General features: G+C 44.8%; 31 protein-coding genes and 1 pseudogene. 1 reads left to right on the forward strand and 31 read right to left on the reverse strand.

Annotated elements, in window-relative coordinates; all coding sequences use genetic code 11:
* Positions 1-98 precede the first annotated feature (98 nt).
* Positions 99-695, reverse strand: coding sequence for a single-stranded DNA-binding protein (gene ssb / locus A3729_RS29050; protein ID WP_068554548.1), 597 nt, complete (start codon positions 693-695; stop codon positions 99-101).
* Between the two features lie 49 nt (positions 696-744).
* Positions 745-2121 (reverse strand): MFS transporter, encoded by a 1377-nt coding sequence (locus tag A3729_RS29055; protein ID WP_231872100.1) that lies wholly within the window; start codon positions 2119-2121, stop codon positions 745-747.
* A 166-nt stretch (positions 2122-2287) separates the two neighbouring features.
* Between A3729_RS29055 and uvrA the strand changes: the two genes are divergently transcribed.
* Positions 2288-5122 (forward strand): excinuclease ABC subunit UvrA, encoded by a 2835-nt coding sequence (gene uvrA / locus A3729_RS29060; protein WP_068554546.1) that lies wholly within the window; start codon positions 2288-2290, stop codon positions 5120-5122.
* A 289-nt stretch (positions 5123-5411) separates the two neighbouring features.
* Here uvrA and rplQ read toward each other — a convergent pair whose 3' ends face one another.
* From rplQ to tuf, 29 genes and pseudogenes are all read right to left on the reverse strand, one after another.
* Positions 5412-5801, reverse strand: a complete 390-nt coding sequence (gene rplQ / locus A3729_RS29065) for a 50S ribosomal protein L17 (protein WP_068511128.1) — start codon at positions 5799-5801, stop codon at positions 5412-5414.
* Positions 5802-5836: 35 nt separating this feature from the next.
* The gene (rpoA, locus tag A3729_RS29070; protein ID WP_068554544.1) at positions 5837-6841 is read right to left on the reverse strand and encodes a DNA-directed RNA polymerase subunit alpha; all 1005 of its coding nucleotides are present in this window, start codon (positions 6839-6841) and stop codon (positions 5837-5839) included.
* 35 nt (positions 6842-6876) lie between these two features.
* Complete coding sequence (gene rpsD, locus A3729_RS29075) at positions 6877-7497, reverse strand: 30S ribosomal protein S4 (RefSeq protein WP_068508558.1); 621 nt, start codon at positions 7495-7497, stop codon at positions 6877-6879.
* An 11-nt stretch (positions 7498-7508) separates the two neighbouring features.
* Positions 7509-7898, reverse strand: a complete 390-nt coding sequence (gene rpsK / locus A3729_RS29080; protein WP_068508553.1) for a 30S ribosomal protein S11 — start codon at positions 7896-7898, stop codon at positions 7509-7511.
* 12 nt (positions 7899-7910) lie between these two features.
* A complete protein-coding gene (gene rpsM / locus A3729_RS29085; protein ID WP_068508551.1) occupies positions 7911-8267 on the reverse strand; it encodes a 30S ribosomal protein S13 in 357 nt (118 codons plus the stop codon).
* Between the two features lie 146 nt (positions 8268-8413).
* On the reverse strand, positions 8414-8527 hold the full coding sequence (gene rpmJ / locus A3729_RS31225) for a 50S ribosomal protein L36 (RefSeq protein ID WP_082865410.1): 114 nt from the start codon (positions 8525-8527) through the stop codon (positions 8414-8416).
* 37 nt (positions 8528-8564) lie between these two features.
* Positions 8565-9896, reverse strand: a complete 1332-nt coding sequence (secY, locus tag A3729_RS29090; protein ID WP_068508549.1) for a preprotein translocase subunit SecY — start codon at positions 9894-9896, stop codon at positions 8565-8567.
* Positions 9897-9901: 5 nt separating this feature from the next.
* Positions 9902-10336: a 50S ribosomal protein L15 gene (gene rplO, locus A3729_RS29095; RefSeq protein ID WP_068508547.1), complete on the reverse strand. Its 435-nt coding sequence runs from the start codon at positions 10334-10336 to the stop codon at positions 9902-9904.
* A gap of 1 nt (position 10337) precedes the next feature.
* Entirely contained in the window at positions 10338-10523 is a 186-nt protein-coding gene (gene rpmD / locus A3729_RS29100; protein ID WP_068508545.1) for a 50S ribosomal protein L30, read from the reverse strand.
* A gap of 4 nt (positions 10524-10527) precedes the next feature.
* Positions 10528-11028, reverse strand: coding sequence for a 30S ribosomal protein S5 (rpsE, locus tag A3729_RS29105; RefSeq protein WP_068508544.1), 501 nt, complete (start codon positions 11026-11028; stop codon positions 10528-10530).
* Between the two features lie 11 nt (positions 11029-11039).
* Positions 11040-11390 carry a 50S ribosomal protein L18 gene (gene rplR, locus A3729_RS29110; RefSeq protein ID WP_068508543.1) on the reverse strand — a complete coding sequence of 117 codons (351 nt, stop codon included), beginning with the start codon at positions 11388-11390 and terminating at the stop codon, positions 11040-11042.
* An 8-nt stretch (positions 11391-11398) separates the two neighbouring features.
* Positions 11399-11932: a 50S ribosomal protein L6 gene (rplF, locus tag A3729_RS29115; RefSeq protein WP_068508542.1), complete on the reverse strand. Its 534-nt coding sequence runs from the start codon at positions 11930-11932 to the stop codon at positions 11399-11401.
* A 9-nt stretch (positions 11933-11941) separates the two neighbouring features.
* A complete protein-coding gene (rpsH, locus tag A3729_RS29120; RefSeq protein ID WP_068508541.1) occupies positions 11942-12334 on the reverse strand; it encodes a 30S ribosomal protein S8 in 393 nt (130 codons plus the stop codon).
* Between the two features lie 101 nt (positions 12335-12435).
* Positions 12436-12741: a 30S ribosomal protein S14 gene (gene rpsN, locus A3729_RS29125; protein ID WP_068508540.1), complete on the reverse strand. Its 306-nt coding sequence runs from the start codon at positions 12739-12741 to the stop codon at positions 12436-12438.
* Between the two features lie 12 nt (positions 12742-12753).
* Entirely contained in the window at positions 12754-13293 is a 540-nt protein-coding gene (gene rplE / locus A3729_RS29130; protein ID WP_068508538.1) for a 50S ribosomal protein L5, read from the reverse strand.
* Between the two features lie 14 nt (positions 13294-13307).
* Positions 13308-13625: a 50S ribosomal protein L24 gene (gene rplX, locus A3729_RS29135; protein WP_068508536.1), complete on the reverse strand. Its 318-nt coding sequence runs from the start codon at positions 13623-13625 to the stop codon at positions 13308-13310.
* A 16-nt stretch (positions 13626-13641) separates the two neighbouring features.
* A complete protein-coding gene (gene rplN, locus A3729_RS29140) occupies positions 13642-14010 on the reverse strand; it encodes a 50S ribosomal protein L14 (protein ID WP_068508534.1) in 369 nt (122 codons plus the stop codon).
* Between the two features lie 26 nt (positions 14011-14036).
* Positions 14037-14306, reverse strand: a complete 270-nt coding sequence (gene rpsQ / locus A3729_RS29145; protein ID WP_068508559.1) for a 30S ribosomal protein S17 — start codon at positions 14304-14306, stop codon at positions 14037-14039.
* Positions 14307-14308: 2 nt separating this feature from the next.
* Complete coding sequence (gene rpmC / locus A3729_RS29150; protein WP_068508532.1) at positions 14309-14500, reverse strand: 50S ribosomal protein L29; 192 nt, start codon at positions 14498-14500, stop codon at positions 14309-14311.
* Complete coding sequence (gene rplP, locus A3729_RS29155; protein WP_068508522.1) at positions 14500-14913, reverse strand: 50S ribosomal protein L16; 414 nt, start codon at positions 14911-14913, stop codon at positions 14500-14502. Before rplP ends, rpmC begins: the two co-directional genes overlap by 1 nt.
* Before the next feature lie 11 nt (positions 14914-14924).
* Positions 14925-15608, reverse strand: a complete 684-nt coding sequence (gene rpsC / locus A3729_RS29160; protein WP_068508520.1) for a 30S ribosomal protein S3 — start codon at positions 15606-15608, stop codon at positions 14925-14927.
* Between the two features lie 11 nt (positions 15609-15619).
* Positions 15620-15958, reverse strand: coding sequence for a 50S ribosomal protein L22 (gene rplV / locus A3729_RS29165; protein WP_368664608.1), 339 nt, complete (start codon positions 15956-15958; stop codon positions 15620-15622).
* A 12-nt stretch (positions 15959-15970) separates the two neighbouring features.
* Entirely contained in the window at positions 15971-16246 is a 276-nt protein-coding gene (gene rpsS / locus A3729_RS29170) for a 30S ribosomal protein S19 (protein WP_068508516.1), read from the reverse strand.
* 20 nt (positions 16247-16266) lie between these two features.
* Complete coding sequence (gene rplB, locus A3729_RS29175; RefSeq protein ID WP_068508514.1) at positions 16267-17094, reverse strand: 50S ribosomal protein L2; 828 nt, start codon at positions 17092-17094, stop codon at positions 16267-16269.
* A 15-nt stretch (positions 17095-17109) separates the two neighbouring features.
* Positions 17110-17403, reverse strand: a complete 294-nt coding sequence (rplW, locus tag A3729_RS29180; protein WP_068508512.1) for a 50S ribosomal protein L23 — start codon at positions 17401-17403, stop codon at positions 17110-17112.
* Positions 17400-18008 (reverse strand): 50S ribosomal protein L4, encoded by a 609-nt coding sequence (gene rplD, locus A3729_RS29185; RefSeq protein WP_068508509.1) that lies wholly within the window; start codon positions 18006-18008, stop codon positions 17400-17402. Before rplD ends, rplW begins: the two co-directional genes overlap by 4 nt.
* Before the next feature lie 8 nt (positions 18009-18016).
* Positions 18017-18655 (reverse strand): 50S ribosomal protein L3, encoded by a 639-nt coding sequence (rplC, locus tag A3729_RS29190; protein ID WP_068508507.1) that lies wholly within the window; start codon positions 18653-18655, stop codon positions 18017-18019.
* Positions 18656-18773: 118 nt separating this feature from the next.
* Positions 18774-19085: a 30S ribosomal protein S10 gene (gene rpsJ / locus A3729_RS29195; protein WP_068455763.1), complete on the reverse strand. Its 312-nt coding sequence runs from the start codon at positions 19083-19085 to the stop codon at positions 18774-18776.
* A gap of 189 nt (positions 19086-19274) precedes the next feature.
* Positions 19275-19455: pseudogene (gene tuf, locus A3729_RS29200) on the reverse strand (elongation factor Tu); the annotation flags it as partial.

The raw sequence follows: 19455 nt of genomic DNA on the forward strand, positions 1-19455 counted from the left end.
CTCATCGGTACCGACCTTATCTACATATAAGCCTGAAAGATAACACCTCAAGGGGCTCTTTGTAGAATTTAAATCTACAAAACTAAATATACTGTGAATTAGAACGGAATATCATCATCAAAATCATCACTAGGAGGCGCCATTGCTGGAGCGCTTTGCGGAGCGGCTTGAGGCGCTGCCTGAGTATAAGCCTGGCCGCCCTGTTGTGGCGCGCGCTGATAGCCTTGTTGAACCGGCGCCGCCTGCTGTGGCTGCGCATAGCCCTGCGGTGCAGCCTGTGCTTGTGGTGCTGCTTGAGGAGCAGGCTGTGTCTGATACCCGCCTTGCGTGGCTGCTTGCGGCTGATCAAATCCACCCTGCTTACTATCTAGCATCTGCAGTTCGTTCGCAACAATCTCGGTGGTATAGCGGTCTTGTCCGCTTTGATCTTGCCACTTTCTGGTCTGCAACTTACCTTCGATATAGACTTTAGAGCCTTTACGCAGATAATCTTTTGCAATTTCAGCTAAACGATTAAACATAACAACACGATGCCACTCCGTTTTTGGCACCATCTGTCCACTGTTTTTATCTTTATAACTTTCATCCGTAGCAATATTCAGGTTTGTGACCGCTGAACCTTGCGCCGTCATGCGCGCATCAGGATCTTGCCCTAAATTACCGATCAAAATTACTTTGTTTATACCTCTTGCCATTACCTTTCCCCGAATTATTTTTTGCTCTAATCTAATTATTGTCTCATGCTTAACGATAGCATTCCATAACCGAATCCAGCTCCTGCTGATTTAGTTTACCTTTGATTACTTTGAGATAAGCCACCTTATCTTCAGGCACCAAAACAACCTCTTCAACACCTCCCACTGAGCTAAGCCTATCGGTTATTTCCTGAGCCTGAGAGTCTGCCAAAGCTGAGAAACTTAAGGTCATACCTGTTTCAGAGCTTGGGTTAGCCATGCCGCGAGCAAATAGAAACCAGCCAAGACAAACAATACTTACCAGCAGATAAACGCCTGACTCATCATAGCTACTTAGAACCCAACCACCTAACACCCCCCCAACAAAGGCACCAAAGAACTGGCAAGTTGAATAAACCCCCATCGCCGTTCCTTTGCTTCCAGCCGGACAAATCTTACTGACCAAAGAAGGCAAACTCGCTTCGAGCAAGTTAAAAGCCATAAAGTAAAAAAACAAGCTAAGCCAGAAATATAAAAACTGGTTCTGAGTCAAACTAAAACTCAGTGACGAAGCCAGAAGAAGCAGAATTGCGAATAAAAAAACCGGCTTCATTTTCTGCTTCTTTTCACCAATGATAATAAAAGGAACCATTGCGAAAAATGATGTCACCATCACTGTTAGATAGACCAGCCAATGATCCTCGCCCGGCATATTAATTTTGTTAAGCAATGACATGGGGACAGCTATAAACAAAGCTGTCAGGCAAAGGTGAAGTGCAAAAATGCCGATATCAAGGCGAACTAGCTCTTTATGTTTTAAGACGTCCATTAACTGGCTCTTGAACAAACGGGTATTCCTGTCGGATGCACTCTGAACAGGATTCGGCACAAAGAAGTACAGCCAGAACATTCCGAACAGTGCCAACACAGCAGTAAACCAGAAAATCCCCTGAAGCCCAAGAACACTTCCCACTAAAGGCCCTATAACCAAGGCAACAGAAAAAGATACACCAATAGACATACCAATAATTGCCATCGATTTGGTGCGGCTCTCTTCACTCGTTAAATCACTTAGCAAAGCCATCAAGACACTGGCAATTGCCCCTGCCCCCTGAAGGAATCGGCCAAATATCACACCGTAAATTGTCGTTGAAAGTGCCGCGACCAAACTGCCAATGAGAAATAGGAGCAGCCCGAAGAAAATCAGTTTTTTGCGACCAAATCGGTCAGACAGTGCACCAAAGGGAACTTGGAACAGCGCCTGGCTCAAACCATAAGCACCAATAGCAACACCAATTAGAATTTCACTCGACCCGGCTAGCTCCTGCCCATATAAAACAAAAACCGGCAAAACCATAAACAAGCCAAGCATACGCGAAGCATATAAAAGAGCTAAAGAAATTACCGAGCGCTTTTCACTAGCAGTCATTATTTTGTATACATTCATCAAATTATTCGGGCAGCCATTCTATCATTAAGACCCACTGCAAGGAATCGCAATACAGGTCTAATAAGTACTAATGAGCGCTTACACCCCATTAGCGTAATATGTCATACAAGTTAGCGTCTAAATTGCTATAATCGACCGTTTTTAAGCATCGGTTAGTAGATTAATGGATAAGATCCTCGTTCGTGGCGCAAAAACACACAACCTAAAAAATATCGACCTTACAATTCCTCGTGATAAGCTAATCGTAATAACCGGTTTATCTGGCTCCGGTAAATCATCGCTCGCCTTTGACACGCTTTATGCTGAAGGCCAGCGACGTTATGTCGAGTCTCTGTCGACTTACGCTCGTCAATTCCTGTCGATGATGGACAAACCTGAAGTCGACCATATTGAAGGTCTTTCTCCAGCCATATCCATCGAGCAAAAATCCACCTCTCACAATCCACGATCTACTGTCGGTACGATTACTGAGATCTACGATTACCTGAGACTATTATTCGCTCGCGCAGGCGAACCTCGATGCCCAGAGCATGACGCACCACTCAATGCGCAAACTGTTAGCCAGATGGTTGATAAAGTGCTTGAGCTTCCTGAAGAAAGCAGGCTTATGCTGCTCGCCCCAATTGTCCAAAACCGTAAAGGCGAACATCTTCATGTCTTCCAAGATCTCTTGAGCCAGGGATTCATTCGCGCCCGAATTGACGGCATTATTACTGACCTCGATGACACGCCTAAGCTTGAGAAGAATAAAAAGCACACCATTGAGGTGGTCGTTGACCGCTTTAAGGTTCGCAACGATATCCAACAACGTATTGCAGAATCCTTTGAGACATGCCTTGCTCTTACAGATGGCATTGCAGTTGTTGCCCCAATGGGGGAAGACGACAGCCAGGATGAAATCATTTTCTCTTCACGATTTGCCTGCCCACATTGTGGTTATGCGATTAGTGAGCTTGAGCCTCGTATGTTCTCTTTTAACAATCCTGCCGGTGCCTGTAGCTCCTGTGATGGCTTAGGCGTTAATCAGTTTTTTGATCCTGAAAGAATCGTACACAACCCTAGCCTGACACTTGCAGAAGGCGCAATTAGAGGTTGGGATCGACGCACAATCTACTACTTTCAACTCTTAAGTAATGTTGCCGAACACTATAATGTCGACATCTCGCAGACCTATGAAGAGCTGCCTGATAGCTTTAAACAAATCCTATTGTACGGAAGCCAAGAAGAAGAAATATCCTTCACCTATGTCAATAGTCGTGGCGACAGCGTACAGCGCTCACACGTTTTTGAGGGCGTCATCCCTAACATCGAAAGACGCTATCGAGAAACCGAATCAAATATGGTTCGGGAAGATCTTGCCAAGTACCTAAACAACCAACCTTGCCCAAGCTGCCATGGCACCCGCTTAAAGCAAGCATCGCGGCATGTTTACATAGACAAAGACTCACTACCCGACTTAGCCAAGCTCCCCATTGGTACTGCTTTGGATTATTTCGAAAACCTAGAACTTAGCGGTCAACGAGGAGAAATAGCTGACAAGATTCTAAAAGAGATCCGCTTACGATTGGAGTTTCTAGTGAACGTAGGCCTAGATTATCTAAATCTGGAACGTAGTGCCGACACATTATCCGGCGGCGAAGCCCAAAGAATACGGCTAGCAAGCCAGATTGGCGCCGGGCTTGTGGGCGTCATGTATATTCTGGATGAACCATCGATCGGACTTCACCAACGGGACAATGATCGCCTCTTAAAAACACTCACTCATCTCAAAGAGCTAGGTAATACTGTAATCGTTGTTGAACACGACGAAGATGCTATCAGACTTGCCGATCACGTCATTGATATCGGCCCGGGGGCTGGAATACATGGTGGCGAGATCGTCGCCGAAGGTACACCTGATGAAGTTATGTCGAACCCTGCATCCCTAACCGGCCAATATCTGTGTGGCAGCAAACGAATTGAAATCCCGGATGAACGCCATAAACCAAATAAGAACAAACAACTCATTCTGCAAGGCGCCAAGGGAAATAACCTTGAAAACGTTACACTTGAAATTCCAGTTGGCTTATTTACCTGCATTACTGGTGTTTCAGGCTCTGGTAAGTCAACCCTGATCAACTCAACGCTTTACCCCTTAGCGGCGACTGAACTAAATAATGCCACGACCTTAAATGCAGCAGAGCACGAAGCCATTCACGGCATGCACTTTTTCGATAAAGTTATCGATATTAATCAGAGCCCGATCGGACGCACCCCAAGATCAAACCCCGCGACCTATACAGGACTGTTTACACCTATCAGAGAGTTATTTGCTGGCACTCACGAGGCAAGGTCTCGTGGATATAAACCAGGCCGCTTTAGCTTCAATGTTAAGGGTGGCCGCTGTGAGGCCTGTCAGGGTGATGGCGTCACAAAAGTAGAAATGCACTTTCTACCTGATGTCTATGTCCCTTGTGATGTTTGTAAGAGCAAGCGATACAACAGGGAAACACTAGATATCACCTATAAAGGGAAGAATATCCACGAAGTTCTGGACCTTACTATCGAAGATGCGCGTGAATTCTTTGACGCGGTTCCCTTTATTGCCCGAAAGCTTCAGACCTTAATGGATGTTGGCCTGTCGTATATCAGACTTGGTCAAAGTGCGATTACACTATCTGGCGGCGAAGCCCAGCGTGTCAAACTAGCTAAAGAGCTTTCCAAGCGAGATACAGGTAAAACCCTCTACATCCTTGACGAACCAACTACTGGCTTGCACTTCTATGATATCCAGCAATTACTGACTGTTCTTAACAGGCTTAGAGATCACGGCAATACGATTGTCGTAATCGAGCACAATCTAGATGTCATAAAAACTGCTGACTGGATAGTAGACCTAGGACCAGAAGGCGGTTCGAAAGGCGGTCAAATCGTTGCAACAGGAAGTCCTGAGCATGTCTCAGAGGTCGATGGTTCATTTACTGGACAATTCTTAAAGCCAATACTGGCCAGGAAATAAACAAAACAAGGCCTACGGGCCTTTCAGACTGCTGACAAACCTCGGCGTACTTTTTAGGACGCGCTTCTACGTGAATGAAATAGTTTTTTTCACTGTAAACTACTAAAAGATTTAAAAAATCGACCTATTTTGAGGTTGTTTTTTAAACGATTTATGCAAAACAAAACCTCGATATAAAATACCGGGGTTTATCAATACTCTGCAAGGCCTACGGGCCTTTAGCCTTATTTATTCCAGATACAAAAAAACCAGCACTAGGCTGGTTTTTTTACGACGGTGAGTAATAGACCTACTCGTCGTCATCCTCGAAGGCTTCAACCACTGGGCGGTCAACTAGCTCAACGAACGCCATTGGCGCTGCATCACCAGAACGGAAACCACATTTTAGAATGCGGATATAACCACCTGGGCGATCTTGGTAACGAGGACCAAGCTCATTAAACAATTTCGCTACAACAGCATTGTCACGAGTACGAGCAAAAGCCAAACGGCGATTTGCAACTGTATCGTTCTTCGCTAACGTAATCAAAGGCTCAGCTACACGACGTAGCTCTTTAGCTTTTGGCAAAGTTGTTTTGATTAACTCATGCTCAACAAGAGAAGCTGCCATATTTTTGAACATGGCTTTTCTGTGCGAGCTATTTCTATTAAGTTTACGACCACTTTTACGATGACGCATTTTATAATTCCTTACCTATTCAAACCGAGGATGACTTAGCCACCCAGTACTCGGTCATCACCTTTCAAACTAGCTGGAGGCCAGTTTTCAAGACGCATACCTAATGAAAGACCACGAGATGCTAGCACATCCTTAATTTCTGTAAGAGACTTCTTACCCAAATTAGGCGTTTTTAGCAGTTCAACCTCAGTACGTTGAATTAGGTCACCAATGTAGTAAATATTCTCTGCTTTCAAACAATTCGCAGAACGAACGGTTAGCTCTAGATCATCTACTGGACGAAGCAGGATTGGATCGACTTCTTCCTCTTCCTCTTCTTGAACTACTTCTTTTTCGTTATCGAAATCAACGAATACAGCAAGTTGTTGCTGAAGAATTGTAGCTGCACGGCGGATTGAATCCTCAGGATCAATAGTACCGTTAGTTTCAAGATCAATTACAAGCTTATCGAGGTCAGTACGTTGCTCAACTCGCGCATTCTCAACAGAGTATGCAACTCGCGAAACCGGACTATATGACGCATCCAACTGCAAACGACCGATTGCGCGTGTTTCATCATCATTATTACCACGCTGGTCAGCTGGCTCATAGCCACGACCGCGACCAACACGTAGCGTCATAGTGATATCACCATTGTCGCTAAGGTTGCAAATAACATGATCCGGATTCATGATTTCAACGTCATGATCCAACTGAATGTCACTAGCCAAGACTGGGCCTGGCCCCTTCTTAGTAAGCGTCAAACTAGCTTCATCGCGTGAGTGCATGTTTATAGCCAAACCTTTAAGGTTCAAAAGGATCTCAATAACATCCTCTTGAACACCTTCGATTGCGCTGTACTCATGCAATACACCTTCGATTTCTGCTTCTACAACTGCACAACCCGGCATTGATGACAAAAGAATTCTTCTTAATGCGCTACCAAGCGTATGGCCGAAACCTCGCTCTAATGGCTCTAGAATAACTTTTGCATGTGTTGCGCTTAAACCTTGAACTTCAATGTTTCGTGGATTCAAGAATTCATTAACTGAACGCTGCATATATGCCCCTATACCTTATGTTGTATCCGATGAGATTACTTAGAGTAAAGCTCAACAATTAGATTCTCGTTGATGTCCGAAGGTAGCTCTGAACGCTCAGGAACAGCTTTAAAAGTTCCTGTGAGTTTATTGGTATCTACGTCGATCCACTCAACTGCCCCGCGATTAGCTGCTAACTCAACAGCGTTTTTAACACGCAATTGGTTCTTAGCTTTTTCGCGAACAGCAACAACATCACCAGCTTTAACTTGGTAAGATGCGATATTCACTACCTGATCGTTAACAACGATTGCCTTGTGGGATACAAGCTGACGTGATTCTGCGCGAGTAGAACCGTAGCCCATACGATATACAACATTATCAAGGCGTTGTTCCAGCAACTGAAGCAAGTTTTCACCTGTAGCGCCTTTACGGCGTGCAGCTTCTTTATAGTAGCCACGAAACTGTTTTTCAAGAACACCGTATAGACGGCGAACTTTCTGCTTCTCTCGTAACTGGGTACCGTATTCAGACAAACGTCCGCGACGAGCACCGTGCATACCTGGAGCAGTTTCTAAGTTACACTTTGAATCTAGCGCTTTAGCGCCACTTTTCAAAAATAAGTCAGTACCTTCACGGCGTGACAGTTTACATTTTGGTCCAATATAACGAGCCATTTGCTAATCCTCTAAACGCGACGTTTCTTAGGTGGGCGACAACCATTGTGTGGAATAGGTGTCACATCCGTGATATTTGTGATTTTATAACCACAAGCGTTTAAAGCGCGAACAGCGGACTCGCGTCCTGGTCCAGGACCCTTAACTTGAACTTCTAAGTTCTTAAGGCCGTATTCAGCAGCCGCATTACCGGCTCTTTCAGCTGCTACCTGCGCAGCAAAAGGTGTACTTTTTCGCGAACCACGGAAACCTGATCCACCAGCAGTTGCCCAAGATAGAGCGTTGCCTTGGCGGTCAGTAATGGTAACGATAGTATTGTTGAATGATGCATGGATATGAGCCATACCATCAACAACAGTCTTTTTCACCTTTTTACGGGTACGTGTACCTGGCTTTGCCATTACGAATTCCTATTATTTACGAATTGGTTTACGAGGGCCCTTACGGGTACGTGCGTTCGTTTTGCTTCGCTGACCGCGCACAGGCAAGCTGTGACGATGACGAAGACCACGATAACAACCCAGGTCCTTCAACCGTTTAATATTCATTTGAAGTTCACGACGCAAATCGCCTTCTACGGTCAAGTTATTGACCTCAGAACGCAATATTTCTAACTGCTCTTCAGATAGCGTGCTAACTTTAGCAGTACGGGCTATACCCGTTGCATCGCATATTTTTTGTGCAGTAGTTCTGCCTACACCAAAGATGTAAGTCAGAGAAATTACTGCGTGTTTATTGTCGGGTATATTGACACCGGCTATACGTGCCATCCATCTTACTCCGCTTAATTGGTAGCTAAATTGAGCAAATGCTCTACGCTACTGTTTAGTTACCGTCTGATAAAAAGGGCGCAAATCATACAGCCTGATTAAATATAAATCAAGCTATATGCAGCACACTTTTCATACAACACCAATTAACCTTGGCGTTGCTTATGACGAGGCTCTTGACAAATAACTCTTACAGAGCCATTTCTTCTAATAATTTTACAGTTACGGCAGATTTTCTTTACCGAAGCACGAACTTTCATATGCTACTCCAAAAACTAAATTTTCAACTCTTCGCGATTAACGCTGCATCCCACCATTACCGTAACCTTTAAGGTTCGATTTTTTCATCAGTGACTCATATTGATGGGACATTAAATGAGACTGAACTTGCGCCATGAAATCCATGACTACGACCACAACGATCAACAGGGATGTACCACCGAAATAGAATGGAACATTTGCCCAAACAACCAAAAACTGCGGCAACAAAGAAACTGCGGCAATATAGGCTGCACCGAAGATTGTCAAACGTGTCAGTACGCTATCGATATAGTTTGCGGTCTGCGCCCCTGGACGAATACCCGGAACGAAAGCACCAGACTTCTTAAGGTTATCTGCAACTTCTTTTGGGTTATACATTAACGCTGTATAAAAGAAGCAGAAGAAGACGACTGCAATGGCAAACAAAATAACATACAGAGGCTGACTCGGCCCAAGCGCTTGAGAAACATTAGCTAACCACTCCATGCCCTCGCTCTGTCCGAACCACTGCCCCATTGAAGCAGGAAACAACAATATACTCGAAGCAAATATAGGCGGGATTACGCCAGCCATATTAACTTTAAGCGGCAAATGGCTTGACTGCTGAGAGTAACCACCACGTGCCTGTTGTCTTTTTGCATAATTAACAGTGATGCGTCTTTGACCTCGTTCGATAAACACGACGAAGGCAACGATAGCAACTGCGAATACACCAATACCTAACAATGCAAGGATATTTAATTCTCCCTGCCTTGCAGCTTCAAACGACTGACCGAACGCACCTGGTAAACCCGCGACAATCCCTGCAAATATCAACAAGGAAATACCGTTACCAATACCACGCTCTGTAATCTGCTCTCCCAACCACATAAGGAAGACAGCACCACAAACAAATGTAGAGATCGCAAGGAAGTAGAAACTAAAGCTATCAGTGAAGGTCACACCTTGAGAGGCAAGACCTACCGACATACCTGAAGCCTGTATCAACGCTAAAGCAACTGTGCCATAACGCGTATACTGACTAATCTTTCTACGACCCGCTTCGCCTTCTTTCTTAAGCTGTTCAAGAGTAGGGCTTACAGCAGTTAACAACTGCATAATGATCGATGCAGAAATATAGGGCATGATTCCCAAGGCGAAGATACTCATTCGCTCCAATGCACCACCAGAGAACATGTTAAACAAGCTCAAAATAGTACCTTGGTTTTGCTCGAATAGCGCGGCTAGTCTCTCTGGGTTGATGCCTGGCACTGGAATGTGCGCACCAACTCGATAAACCAGGATTGCAGCGAACACAAACCATAATCTTGATTTGAGTTCTGCAAAACCTTTACCTACGCCCGAAGGCAATGCGTTTGACTTCGCCATGGGTATTAATCCTCTACCTTTCCGCCAGCAGCAGTAATTGCTTCACGAGCACCTTTAGTTACTTTCAAACCTTGAATAGTAACTGCTTTAGATAACTCGCCCGACAAAATAACTTTAGCCTGCTTAGCATCACGACGAACCAAGTTTGCGTTTTTCAACGCATCCAAGTCGATAACATCAGCTTCGACAGCTGCTAATTCGTTCAAACGAATTTCAGCAGAGTACTTAGCTTGACGTGAACTGAAACCGAACTTTGGAAGTCGGCGTGCTAGAGGTTGCTGACCACCCTCGAAACCTGGCGCTACAGAACCGCCAGAACGAGACTTCAAACCCTTGTGGCCACGACCACAAGTTTTACCAAAACCACTACCAATACCGCGACCTACACGTCGAGCTGTAGGCTTTGATCCAGGAGCTGGACTTATTGAATTAAGACGCATTTTATTCTCCTTCAATCCTAACCATGTAGTTAACTTTGTTAGCCATACCGCGAACTGAAGGTGTATCTTCCAGCTCTACAGTCTGACCAATCTTACGTAGACCAAGACCGGTAACACACGCTCTATGAGCAGGTAAGCGACCAATCGGGCTACGGTACAATGTAACCTGTATTGTTTTCTTAGCCATGACCTTATCCTGTAATTTCGTCTACAGACTTGCCGCGCTTAGCAGCAACGTCTTCTGGTGACTTCATTGCACTCAAACCTTTAACTGTTGCGCGAACAACGTTAACTGGGTTTGTAGAGCCGTAGCACTTAGCAAGTACGTTTTGAATCCCTGCGACTTCTAGCACTGCGCGCATTGCGCCGCCAGCGATGATACCAGTACCATCTGAAGCAGGCTGCATATAGACCTTAGAGCCACTATGCTTTGCAGTTACAGGATATTGCAAGGTTGTACCGCTAAGAGGTACGTCAACCATATTCTTGCGAGCTGCATCCATTGCTTTTTGAATAGCGATTGGAACTTCACGCGCTTTACCACGACCGAAACCTACACGACCTGCACCATCACCAACAACAGTTAGTGCTGTGAAACCGAAGATTCGACCACCTTTAACAACTTTTGCTACACGGTTAACTTGTACAAGTTTTTCCTGTAGCTCTGGACCGTTTTTGTCTTCTACGCTCATCGTAATGCCCCTTAGAACTCTAATCCGGCTTCACGCGCAGCGTCAGCCAATGCCTTTACACGACCGTGATATTTAAAACCAGCACGATCAAATGCTACTCTTGAAACACCAGCTGTCTTTGCTCGCTCAGCGATCAAAGCACCAACTTTAGTAGCCGCGTCAATGTTACCTGTACCTTCGCCGCGAAGATCTTTATCCAGAGTAGAAGCAGAGGCTAAAACCTTGTTTCCTTCACCTGAAATAATCTGTGCGTAGATATGCTTAGGTGTACGATGAACTGTAAGTCGGGTCTCACCCAAAGCTTTTAACTTAAAGCGAGTTTTTTTCGCTCTACGTAGTCTTGATTCTTTCTTAATGCTCATAGCTTCACCTATTTCTTCTTAGCTTCTTTGCGTCTGACATGTTCGTCAGCAAAGCGTACACCCTTACCTTTGTAAGGCTCTGGCGGACGGAAAGCACGAATTTCAGCAGCAACCTGACCTAGCAACTGTTTGTCAGCGCCTGACAAAACAATCTCGGTCTGTGATGGAGCTTCAGCTTTAATACCTTCAGGAAGCTCGTATTCGACTGGGTGAGAAAAACCCAATGACAGATTTAGTTTCTTGCCCTGCATCTGTACACGATAACCAACACCGATTAGCTGTAGCTTTTTCTGGAAGCCAGTACTTACACCAGTAACCATGTTGTTTACCAACGCGCGAGTCGTACCAGACATCGCTCGTGAGAACTTGCTGCCATTTTTAGCAGCAAATTTAATTTCTGAACCTTCCTGCGTTACAGTAACAACAGAATTAAGATCCAAAGATAAAGTGCCTTTACCGCCCTTTACTTCAATTTCTTGCTCAGTTAGCTTAACTTCTACACCGGAAGGAAGCTGAACTGGACTATTAGCAACCCTAGACATGCCCTTCTCCTAGAAAACTGTGCAGATTACTTCGCCACCAATGCCGGCATTACGCGCAGCTCGGTCGGTCATCACACCTTGCGAAGTTGAAATAATGGCAACACCCAAACCACCGCGAATGCTTGGCAGCTCGTCTTTACCTTTAAACTGGCGTAGACCTGGACGGCTAGCTCTCTTAATTTCTTCGATGACTGGCTTGCCTTCGAAATACTTAAGATCAACAGTTACCTGTGCTTTTACCTGACCATCAGTGTTAAAGCCTTCGATGAAACCTTCTGACTTTAATACTTCTAGTACTGACACCTTCATTTTAGAAGAAGGCATTGTGACAGATTGCTTCTCAGCCATCTGTGCATTACGAATACGTGTGAACATATCCGCAAGCGTATCTTGCATACTCATCGTATGAACTCCTAGTCTTTTTAGTTGTGCAGTATCAAAAACAAGCCGGAAGGAAACCCCACCAGCTTGTTATGGTACTTACCAACGTTTCTTTACTGGTATTACCAGCTTGCTTTTTTCAGGCCGGGCACATTACCACTCATTCCCTGTTCACGCAATTTAATTCGTGAAAGTTTGAACTTGCGGTATACGCCATGTGGTCGACCTGTCACTTGACAGCGATTTCTAAGTCTGCTTGGACTAGCGTTACGCGGTAGCTTTTGCAATTGTTTCTGAGCTTCCCAACGATCTTCATCAGAAGTATTTTGGTTAGAGATAATTGCTTTTAGCTCCGCACGCTTCTCAGCATACTTGGCTACTGTTTTTTCGCGCTTTAGTTCGCGCTGCTTCATTGAGATCTTAGCCATTGCTTCTTACCCTTATTTTTTGAACGGGAAGTTGAAAGCGCGAAGCAAAGCTCGACCCTCATCATCCGTTGCAGCAGATGTAGTAATAGTAATGTCTAGACCACGAATCTTATCGACTTTGTCGTAATCAATCTCTGGGAATATGATTTGCTCTTTAACACCCATTGAATAATTACCACGTCCGTCAAATGACTTCGAGTTTAGACCTCGGAAGTCGCGGATACGCGGAATAGCGATACCAACTAAACGCTCGAAAAATTCCCACATACGCTCGCCACGTAAAGTAACTTTACAGCCGATCGGATAACCTTCACGAACTTTAAAGCCAGCTACTGACTTACGAGCTTTTGTAGTCACTGGCTTTTGGCCAGCTAATTTCTCAAGATCAGCGATTGCGTTCTCTAGCATTTTTTTGTCTGCTAGCGCTTCGCCAACACCCATATTAAGGGTAATTTTCTCAATTTTCGGTACTTGCATTATGCTCTTGTAATCGAACTCTTTTTGCAGTGCAGGTACCACTTCGCTTTTATAAACTTCTTTCATATTTGCCATGGTTTATTACCTGCCTACTTATCTACGAGCTCGTCGTTAGATTTGAATACACGTACCTTCTTGCCATCTTCAAGGACTTTGAAGCCTACACGGTCTGCTTTGTTGGTTGTTGGATTAAAAATCGCAACATTAGAAGCCTGAATTGGCGCTTCTTTCTCAACAATGCCACCTGGCGTACCCAGCATTGGGTTAGGCTTAGTGTGGCGCTTAATCATGTTGATTCCAGAAACGACCAAACGGCCATCCTTCATCACACGATTAACTTTACCACGCTTACCGTTGTCCTTGCCTGCTATGACAATCACTTCATCGTCACGTTTGATCTTTTTCATAACCGGCCTCTCGTCCTTAAAGCACTTCAGGTGCTAAAGAAATAATTTTCATGTACTTATCGCCGCGCAACTCACGAGTTACAGGACCAAAAATACGAGTTCCAATCGGTGCATCACTAGCGTTTAACAACACAGCAGCGTTACCATCGAATTTAATTAAAGAGCCATCTGGGCGACGTACACCACTACGCGTACGCACTACCACAGCACTCATGACATCGCCTTTTTTGACTTTGCCGCGAGGTATAGCTTCTTTTACAGTGACTTTAATTACATCACCAATTCGTGCATAACGACGATGTGAACCACCCAGCACTTTAATACACATTACTCGACGCGCACCGCTGTTATCGGCCACATCTAGCATACTTTCCGTCTGAATCATCGTTGTTCTCCAAACCTTACCAGGGGTTAAACGTTAGATGCTTTTTCATCGATGTTTAGTAACGTGAAAGACTTTGTCTTCGAAAGAGGACGCGTCTCTTGAATTGTTACTACATCGCCGATGTTGCATTCGTTATTCTCATCGTGAGCATGTACCTTGGTAGAACGCTTAACGTACTTACCGTAGATTGGATGCTTTACACGACGCTCAATCATCACAGTGATTGACTTATCCATTTTGTTACTAACAACTTTACCATTTAAGGTACGAGCTGTGTTCTGTGCAGTATCAGTCATAATCATTCACCTGCCTTTTGCGTCAATACAGTTTTAATGCGTGCAATGTCGCGTCTATTCTGACGAAGTAAATGAGACTGATTCAACTGACCAGTAGACTTGCGTAGACGCAAGTTAAACTGCTCTTTAAGCAAACCAAGAAGATCCTGATTCAACTCGTCTACAGACTTACTTGTTAATTCACTTGCTTTCATTACATCACCGTCCTTTCAACAAAGGTTGTCGAAACAGGTAATTTTGCAGCTGCAAGAGCGAATGCTTCACGCGCCAGCTCTTCCGGCACACCTTCAATTTCGAATAAAACTCGACCTGGCTGAACCTGGGCAACCCAATATTCAACACTACCTTTACCTTTACCTTGACGAACTTCTAAAGGCTTTTGCGTAATCGGCTTGTCAGGAAAAATTCGGATCCAGATCTTACCACCACGCTTAACTTTTCGAGAGATCGTACGACGAGCCGCCTCAATCTGTCGTGCAGTAATACGCCCGCGATCGGTACACTTAAGACCATATTCGCCGAAGCTTATCTTTGCACCGCGCTGAGCCAGACCGCGGTTACGGCCTTTCTGCATTTTTCTAAATTTGGTACGTTTTGGTTGTAGCATTACTTGGCCCCTTACTTAGCAGCTTTCTTCTTGGTAGCTTTCTTCTCAGCACGTACCTGTTCGATACCACCCAGAATCTCGCCCTTGAAGATCCAAACTTTAACGCCAATAATGCCGTAAGTGGTATTTGCCTCATGCGTTGAGTAATCAACGTCTGCACGCAATGTATGTAGAGGCACACGACCTTCACGATACCATTCACTTCTAGCTATCTCAGCACCACCCAAACGACCACCAAGCTGTATCTTGATACCCTTCGCACCTTGACGCATTGCATTTTGAACTGCACGCTTCATTGCACGACGGAACATAACACGACGTTCCAATTGGCTAGCTACACCTGCAGCAACCAACTTAGCATCCAAGTCTGGCTTACGAATTTCCTCGATATTGATGTGAACCGGAATCCCCATCATTTCGCCAATCTCTTTGCGAAGCTTTTCAACATCTTCGCCTTTCTTACCGATTACGATACCAGGACGCGCAGTGTGAATTGTCACACGAGCGTTCTGAGCTGGTCGCTCGATAGTGATCTTGCTAACTGACGCTCTTTCAAGCTTTTTCATCAAATACTCACGTACCTGAATGTCGTTTAGCAAGTACTTAGCGTAATCACCTTTCTCTGCATACCAAACGGAGTTGTGGTCTTTCACAATACCCAGTCTGATACCAGTAGGATGTACTTTCTGACCCATCTTAGTATCTCCTAGTTATCGGCCACTTTGACCGTGATATGACAGGTGCGCTTGAATATTCTATCAGCACGACCTTTCGCACGTGGTCGGATTCGTTTCATAGTTGGGCCTTCATCAACAAATACTGTTGAAACTTTAAGCTCATCTACGTCCAAACCATCGTTATGCTCTGCATTTGCGATAGCCGACTCCAACACTTTCTTCATAAGGGCTGCAGCTTTCTTAGTGCTGAAAGTTAAAACTTCCAACGCCTCTTCTACACCCTTTCCTCGGATCTGATCTGCTACCAAACGTGCCTTCTGAGCAGATAGACGAGCACCTCTATGCTTTGCAGCTACTTCCATCTCAATATCCTCTCAGAATTATCGCTTCGCTTTCTTATCGGCATCATGACCCCGATAAGTACGCGTTGCAGCAAATTCACCTAATTTATGACCAACCATATCTTCGGTTACATAAACAGGAACGTGTTGACGTCCGTTATGAACCGCAATAGTCAGGCCTACCATCTCAGGAAAAACAGTTGAACGACGAGACCAAGTCTTAATTGGTTTCTTGTCACCTTTTTCCAGAGCCGTTTCTACTTTCTTCAATAAATGAAGGTCTATAAATGGACCTTTTTTCAAAGAACGTGGCACAGCGTAACCCTCTTAGTTAATTACTTAGCCGACCGACGACGTACTATCATCTTGTCAGTGCGTTTGTTCTTGCGAGTTTTATAGCCTTTAGTAGGTACACCCCAAGGAGTAACAGGGTGACGACCACCAGAGGTTCGCCCTTCACCACCACCATGTGGGTGGTCAACTGGGTTCATAACAACACCACGCACCGTTGGTCGAATACCGCGCCAACGTGATGCACCCGCTTTACCTAATTGCCGTAGGCTGTGCTCACTGTTTGAAACCTCACCCAAAGTAGCTCGACATTCAACAAGAACCTTACGCATTTCACCAGAACGCAAACGAAGAGTTGCATAAGCACCTTCTCTTGCTACTAGCTGCGCAGAAGTACCTGCACTACGAGCGATTTGAGCGCCTTTACCAGGCTTCAATTCAACACAGTGGATAACACTACCCACAGGAATATTTCGAATAGGTAAGGTACTGCCTACTTTAATAGGAGCATCTTCACCCGAACGAATCTCTTGACCGACTTCAACACCTTTAGGAGCAATAATGTAACGACGCTCGCCATCCATATATTTCAGCAATGCGATGTGCGCTGAACGATTTGGATCGTGCTCGATACGCTCAACAACAGCTGGAATGCCGTCTTTTGTGCGCTTGAAGTCAACAACACGATAGTGCTGCTTATGACCGCCACCCTTGTGACGAACAGTAATACGACCGTTGTTATTACGACCGCCATTTTTAGATTTCTTTTCAACTAACGGCGCATAAGGACGACCCTTGTATAAATGAGGGTGTACTACCTTAACGACATGACGACGGCCGGCAGATGTTGGTTTGGTTTTTACGACTGGCATAATTCGACCTCTACCTTATTCCACGTCCATGAAATCGATATCCTGACCTTCTGCCAATTTGACATAAGCCTTACGAATATCTTTGCGCTTACCAAGACCGTTCTTAGTGAACTTAGTCTTGCCTTTAATATTTACAGTTTGAACTGCTTCAACTGTAACATTGAAAAGTTTCTCAACAGCCTTCTTGATTTCTGGCTTGCTAGCATCCGCAGCAACCTTAAAACAAACCTGGTTGTTCTCTGCTGCCATAGAAGCTTTTTCAGAAATATGAGGACCTAAAAGAACCTTATAGATACGTTGTTCATTCATCCCAACATCTCCTCAATCTTTTTAAGAGCAGAAACTGTGACAACCACCTTATCGAAACCAACAAGGCTTACAGGGTCAACACTTTCCGCATCACGCACATCCACTTTAGGGATATTGCGAGACGCCAAATATAAGTTTTGATCAATTTCTTCAGAGATGATCAAAGTACTATCTAGCAAACCCTGCTCTTTCAACTTAGCAGTCAGCTCTTTTGTCTTTGGCTCAGCAACAGTTAGCTCTTCAACAACCAACAAACGCTCCTGACGAACCAACTCTGACAAAATAACCTGCATCGCTGCACGATACATTTTACGGTTTACTTTTTGAGAGTGATCTTGCGGCTTCGCAGCAAATGTAACACCACCTGAACGCCAGATTGGGCTACGAATAGTACCTGCACGTGCACGACCAGAACCCTTCTGCTTCCATGGCTTCTTACCACCACCACTTACTTCAGAACGAGTTTTCTGAGCTCGAGAACCCTGGCGGGCAGCTGCCATATATGCAGTGACAACCTGATGAACCAAAGACTCATTAAATTCACGAGAAAACGTAGCTTCAGATACAGCCACTGAATTTCCAGAACCAGTAATTGTTAATTCCATGACGCCCCCTATGCCTTCTGTGCTGGCTTGACAATGATGTCCGCGCCAGTAGCACCAGGAACAGAACCTTTAATCAATAAAAGGTTACGTTCTGCGTCTACACGAACGACTTCTAAGCTCTGAACAGTAACTTGTTCAGCACCCATGTGACCTGACATCTTCTTGCCTTTAAAAACACGACCTGGCGTCTGACACTGACCAATTGAACCGTTTGATCTGTGTGACAACGAGTTACCATGCGTCGCATCTTGCATGCCAAAGTTCCAACGCTTAATACCGCCCTGGAAACCTTTACCTTTAGACTGACCAGTTACATCAATAATCTGACCAACTTCGAAGACTGTCGCATTAAGTGCGTCACCTGCTTTAAGATCTTCGCCTTCGCCTTCCGCCAAACGGAATTCCCAAAGACCACGACCCGCTTCAACACCTGCTTTCGCAAAATGTCCAGCTGCAGCTTTAGATACGCGAGAAGCGCGACGCTCACCAACAGTTACCTGAATTGCACGGTAACCATCAACATCGTCTGTTCTCACCTGTGTGATACGGTTATCTTCAACCTCGATAACCGTTACCGGAATGGATGCACCTTCGTCTGTAAAAACTCGAGTCATCCCAGCCTTACGGCCGACTAAACCAATCGCCATTTTTCACCTCTTAAGTGTACGGGGCTTTCACCCTCTATGGCCCTATAAATTAGGTAGTTACACTTTACCGCTCGATCTAACTTGAACGGCACCAACTTTTTAGAAAAGTTGGAAAAACTTAACCAAGACTAATCTGAACGTCTACGCCAGCTGCCAGGTCAAGTTTCATTAGTGCATCTACAGTTTTTTCTGTAGGCTCTACAATATCCATCATTCTCTTATGAGTACGAATCTCATACTGATCACGCGCATCTTTGTTTACGTGAGGAGAAATCAAAACTGTAAATCTCTCTTTCTTAGTTGGAAGAGGAATCGGACCACGCACTTGCGCACCGGTTCTCTTCGCCGTATCTACAATTTCTTGTGTAGACTGATCGATCAGACGATAATCAAAAGCTTTTAGTCTGATTCTGATTTTTTGGCTTTGCATGTGACCAAAACTCCAGTAATTAGCCACTTAAACCCAAAAAGGCGCGTGACTGCTGTATAAAAAAGGAGCCGCATTGTACGTATTGCAACCAACCGTGTCAACCGACATCCCGACATAAATACGATTTCTTTTAGCACAAAAAAAAGAGCCGCCCGAAGGCAGCTCTTTTTTTAGGATATAGGCGTCAGATTATTCAACAATCTTAGCTACAACACCCGCACCTACAGTACGACCACCTTCACGAATCGCGAAGCGTAGACCTTCTTCCATCGCGATTGGCGCGATCAAAGTAGCTGTTAACTGTACGTTATCACCAGGCATTACCATTTCAACACCTTCAGGCAACTCACAAGCACCTGTCACATCAGTC

It is taken from the genome of Oleiphilus sp. HI0043 (genome assembly GCF_001634935.1).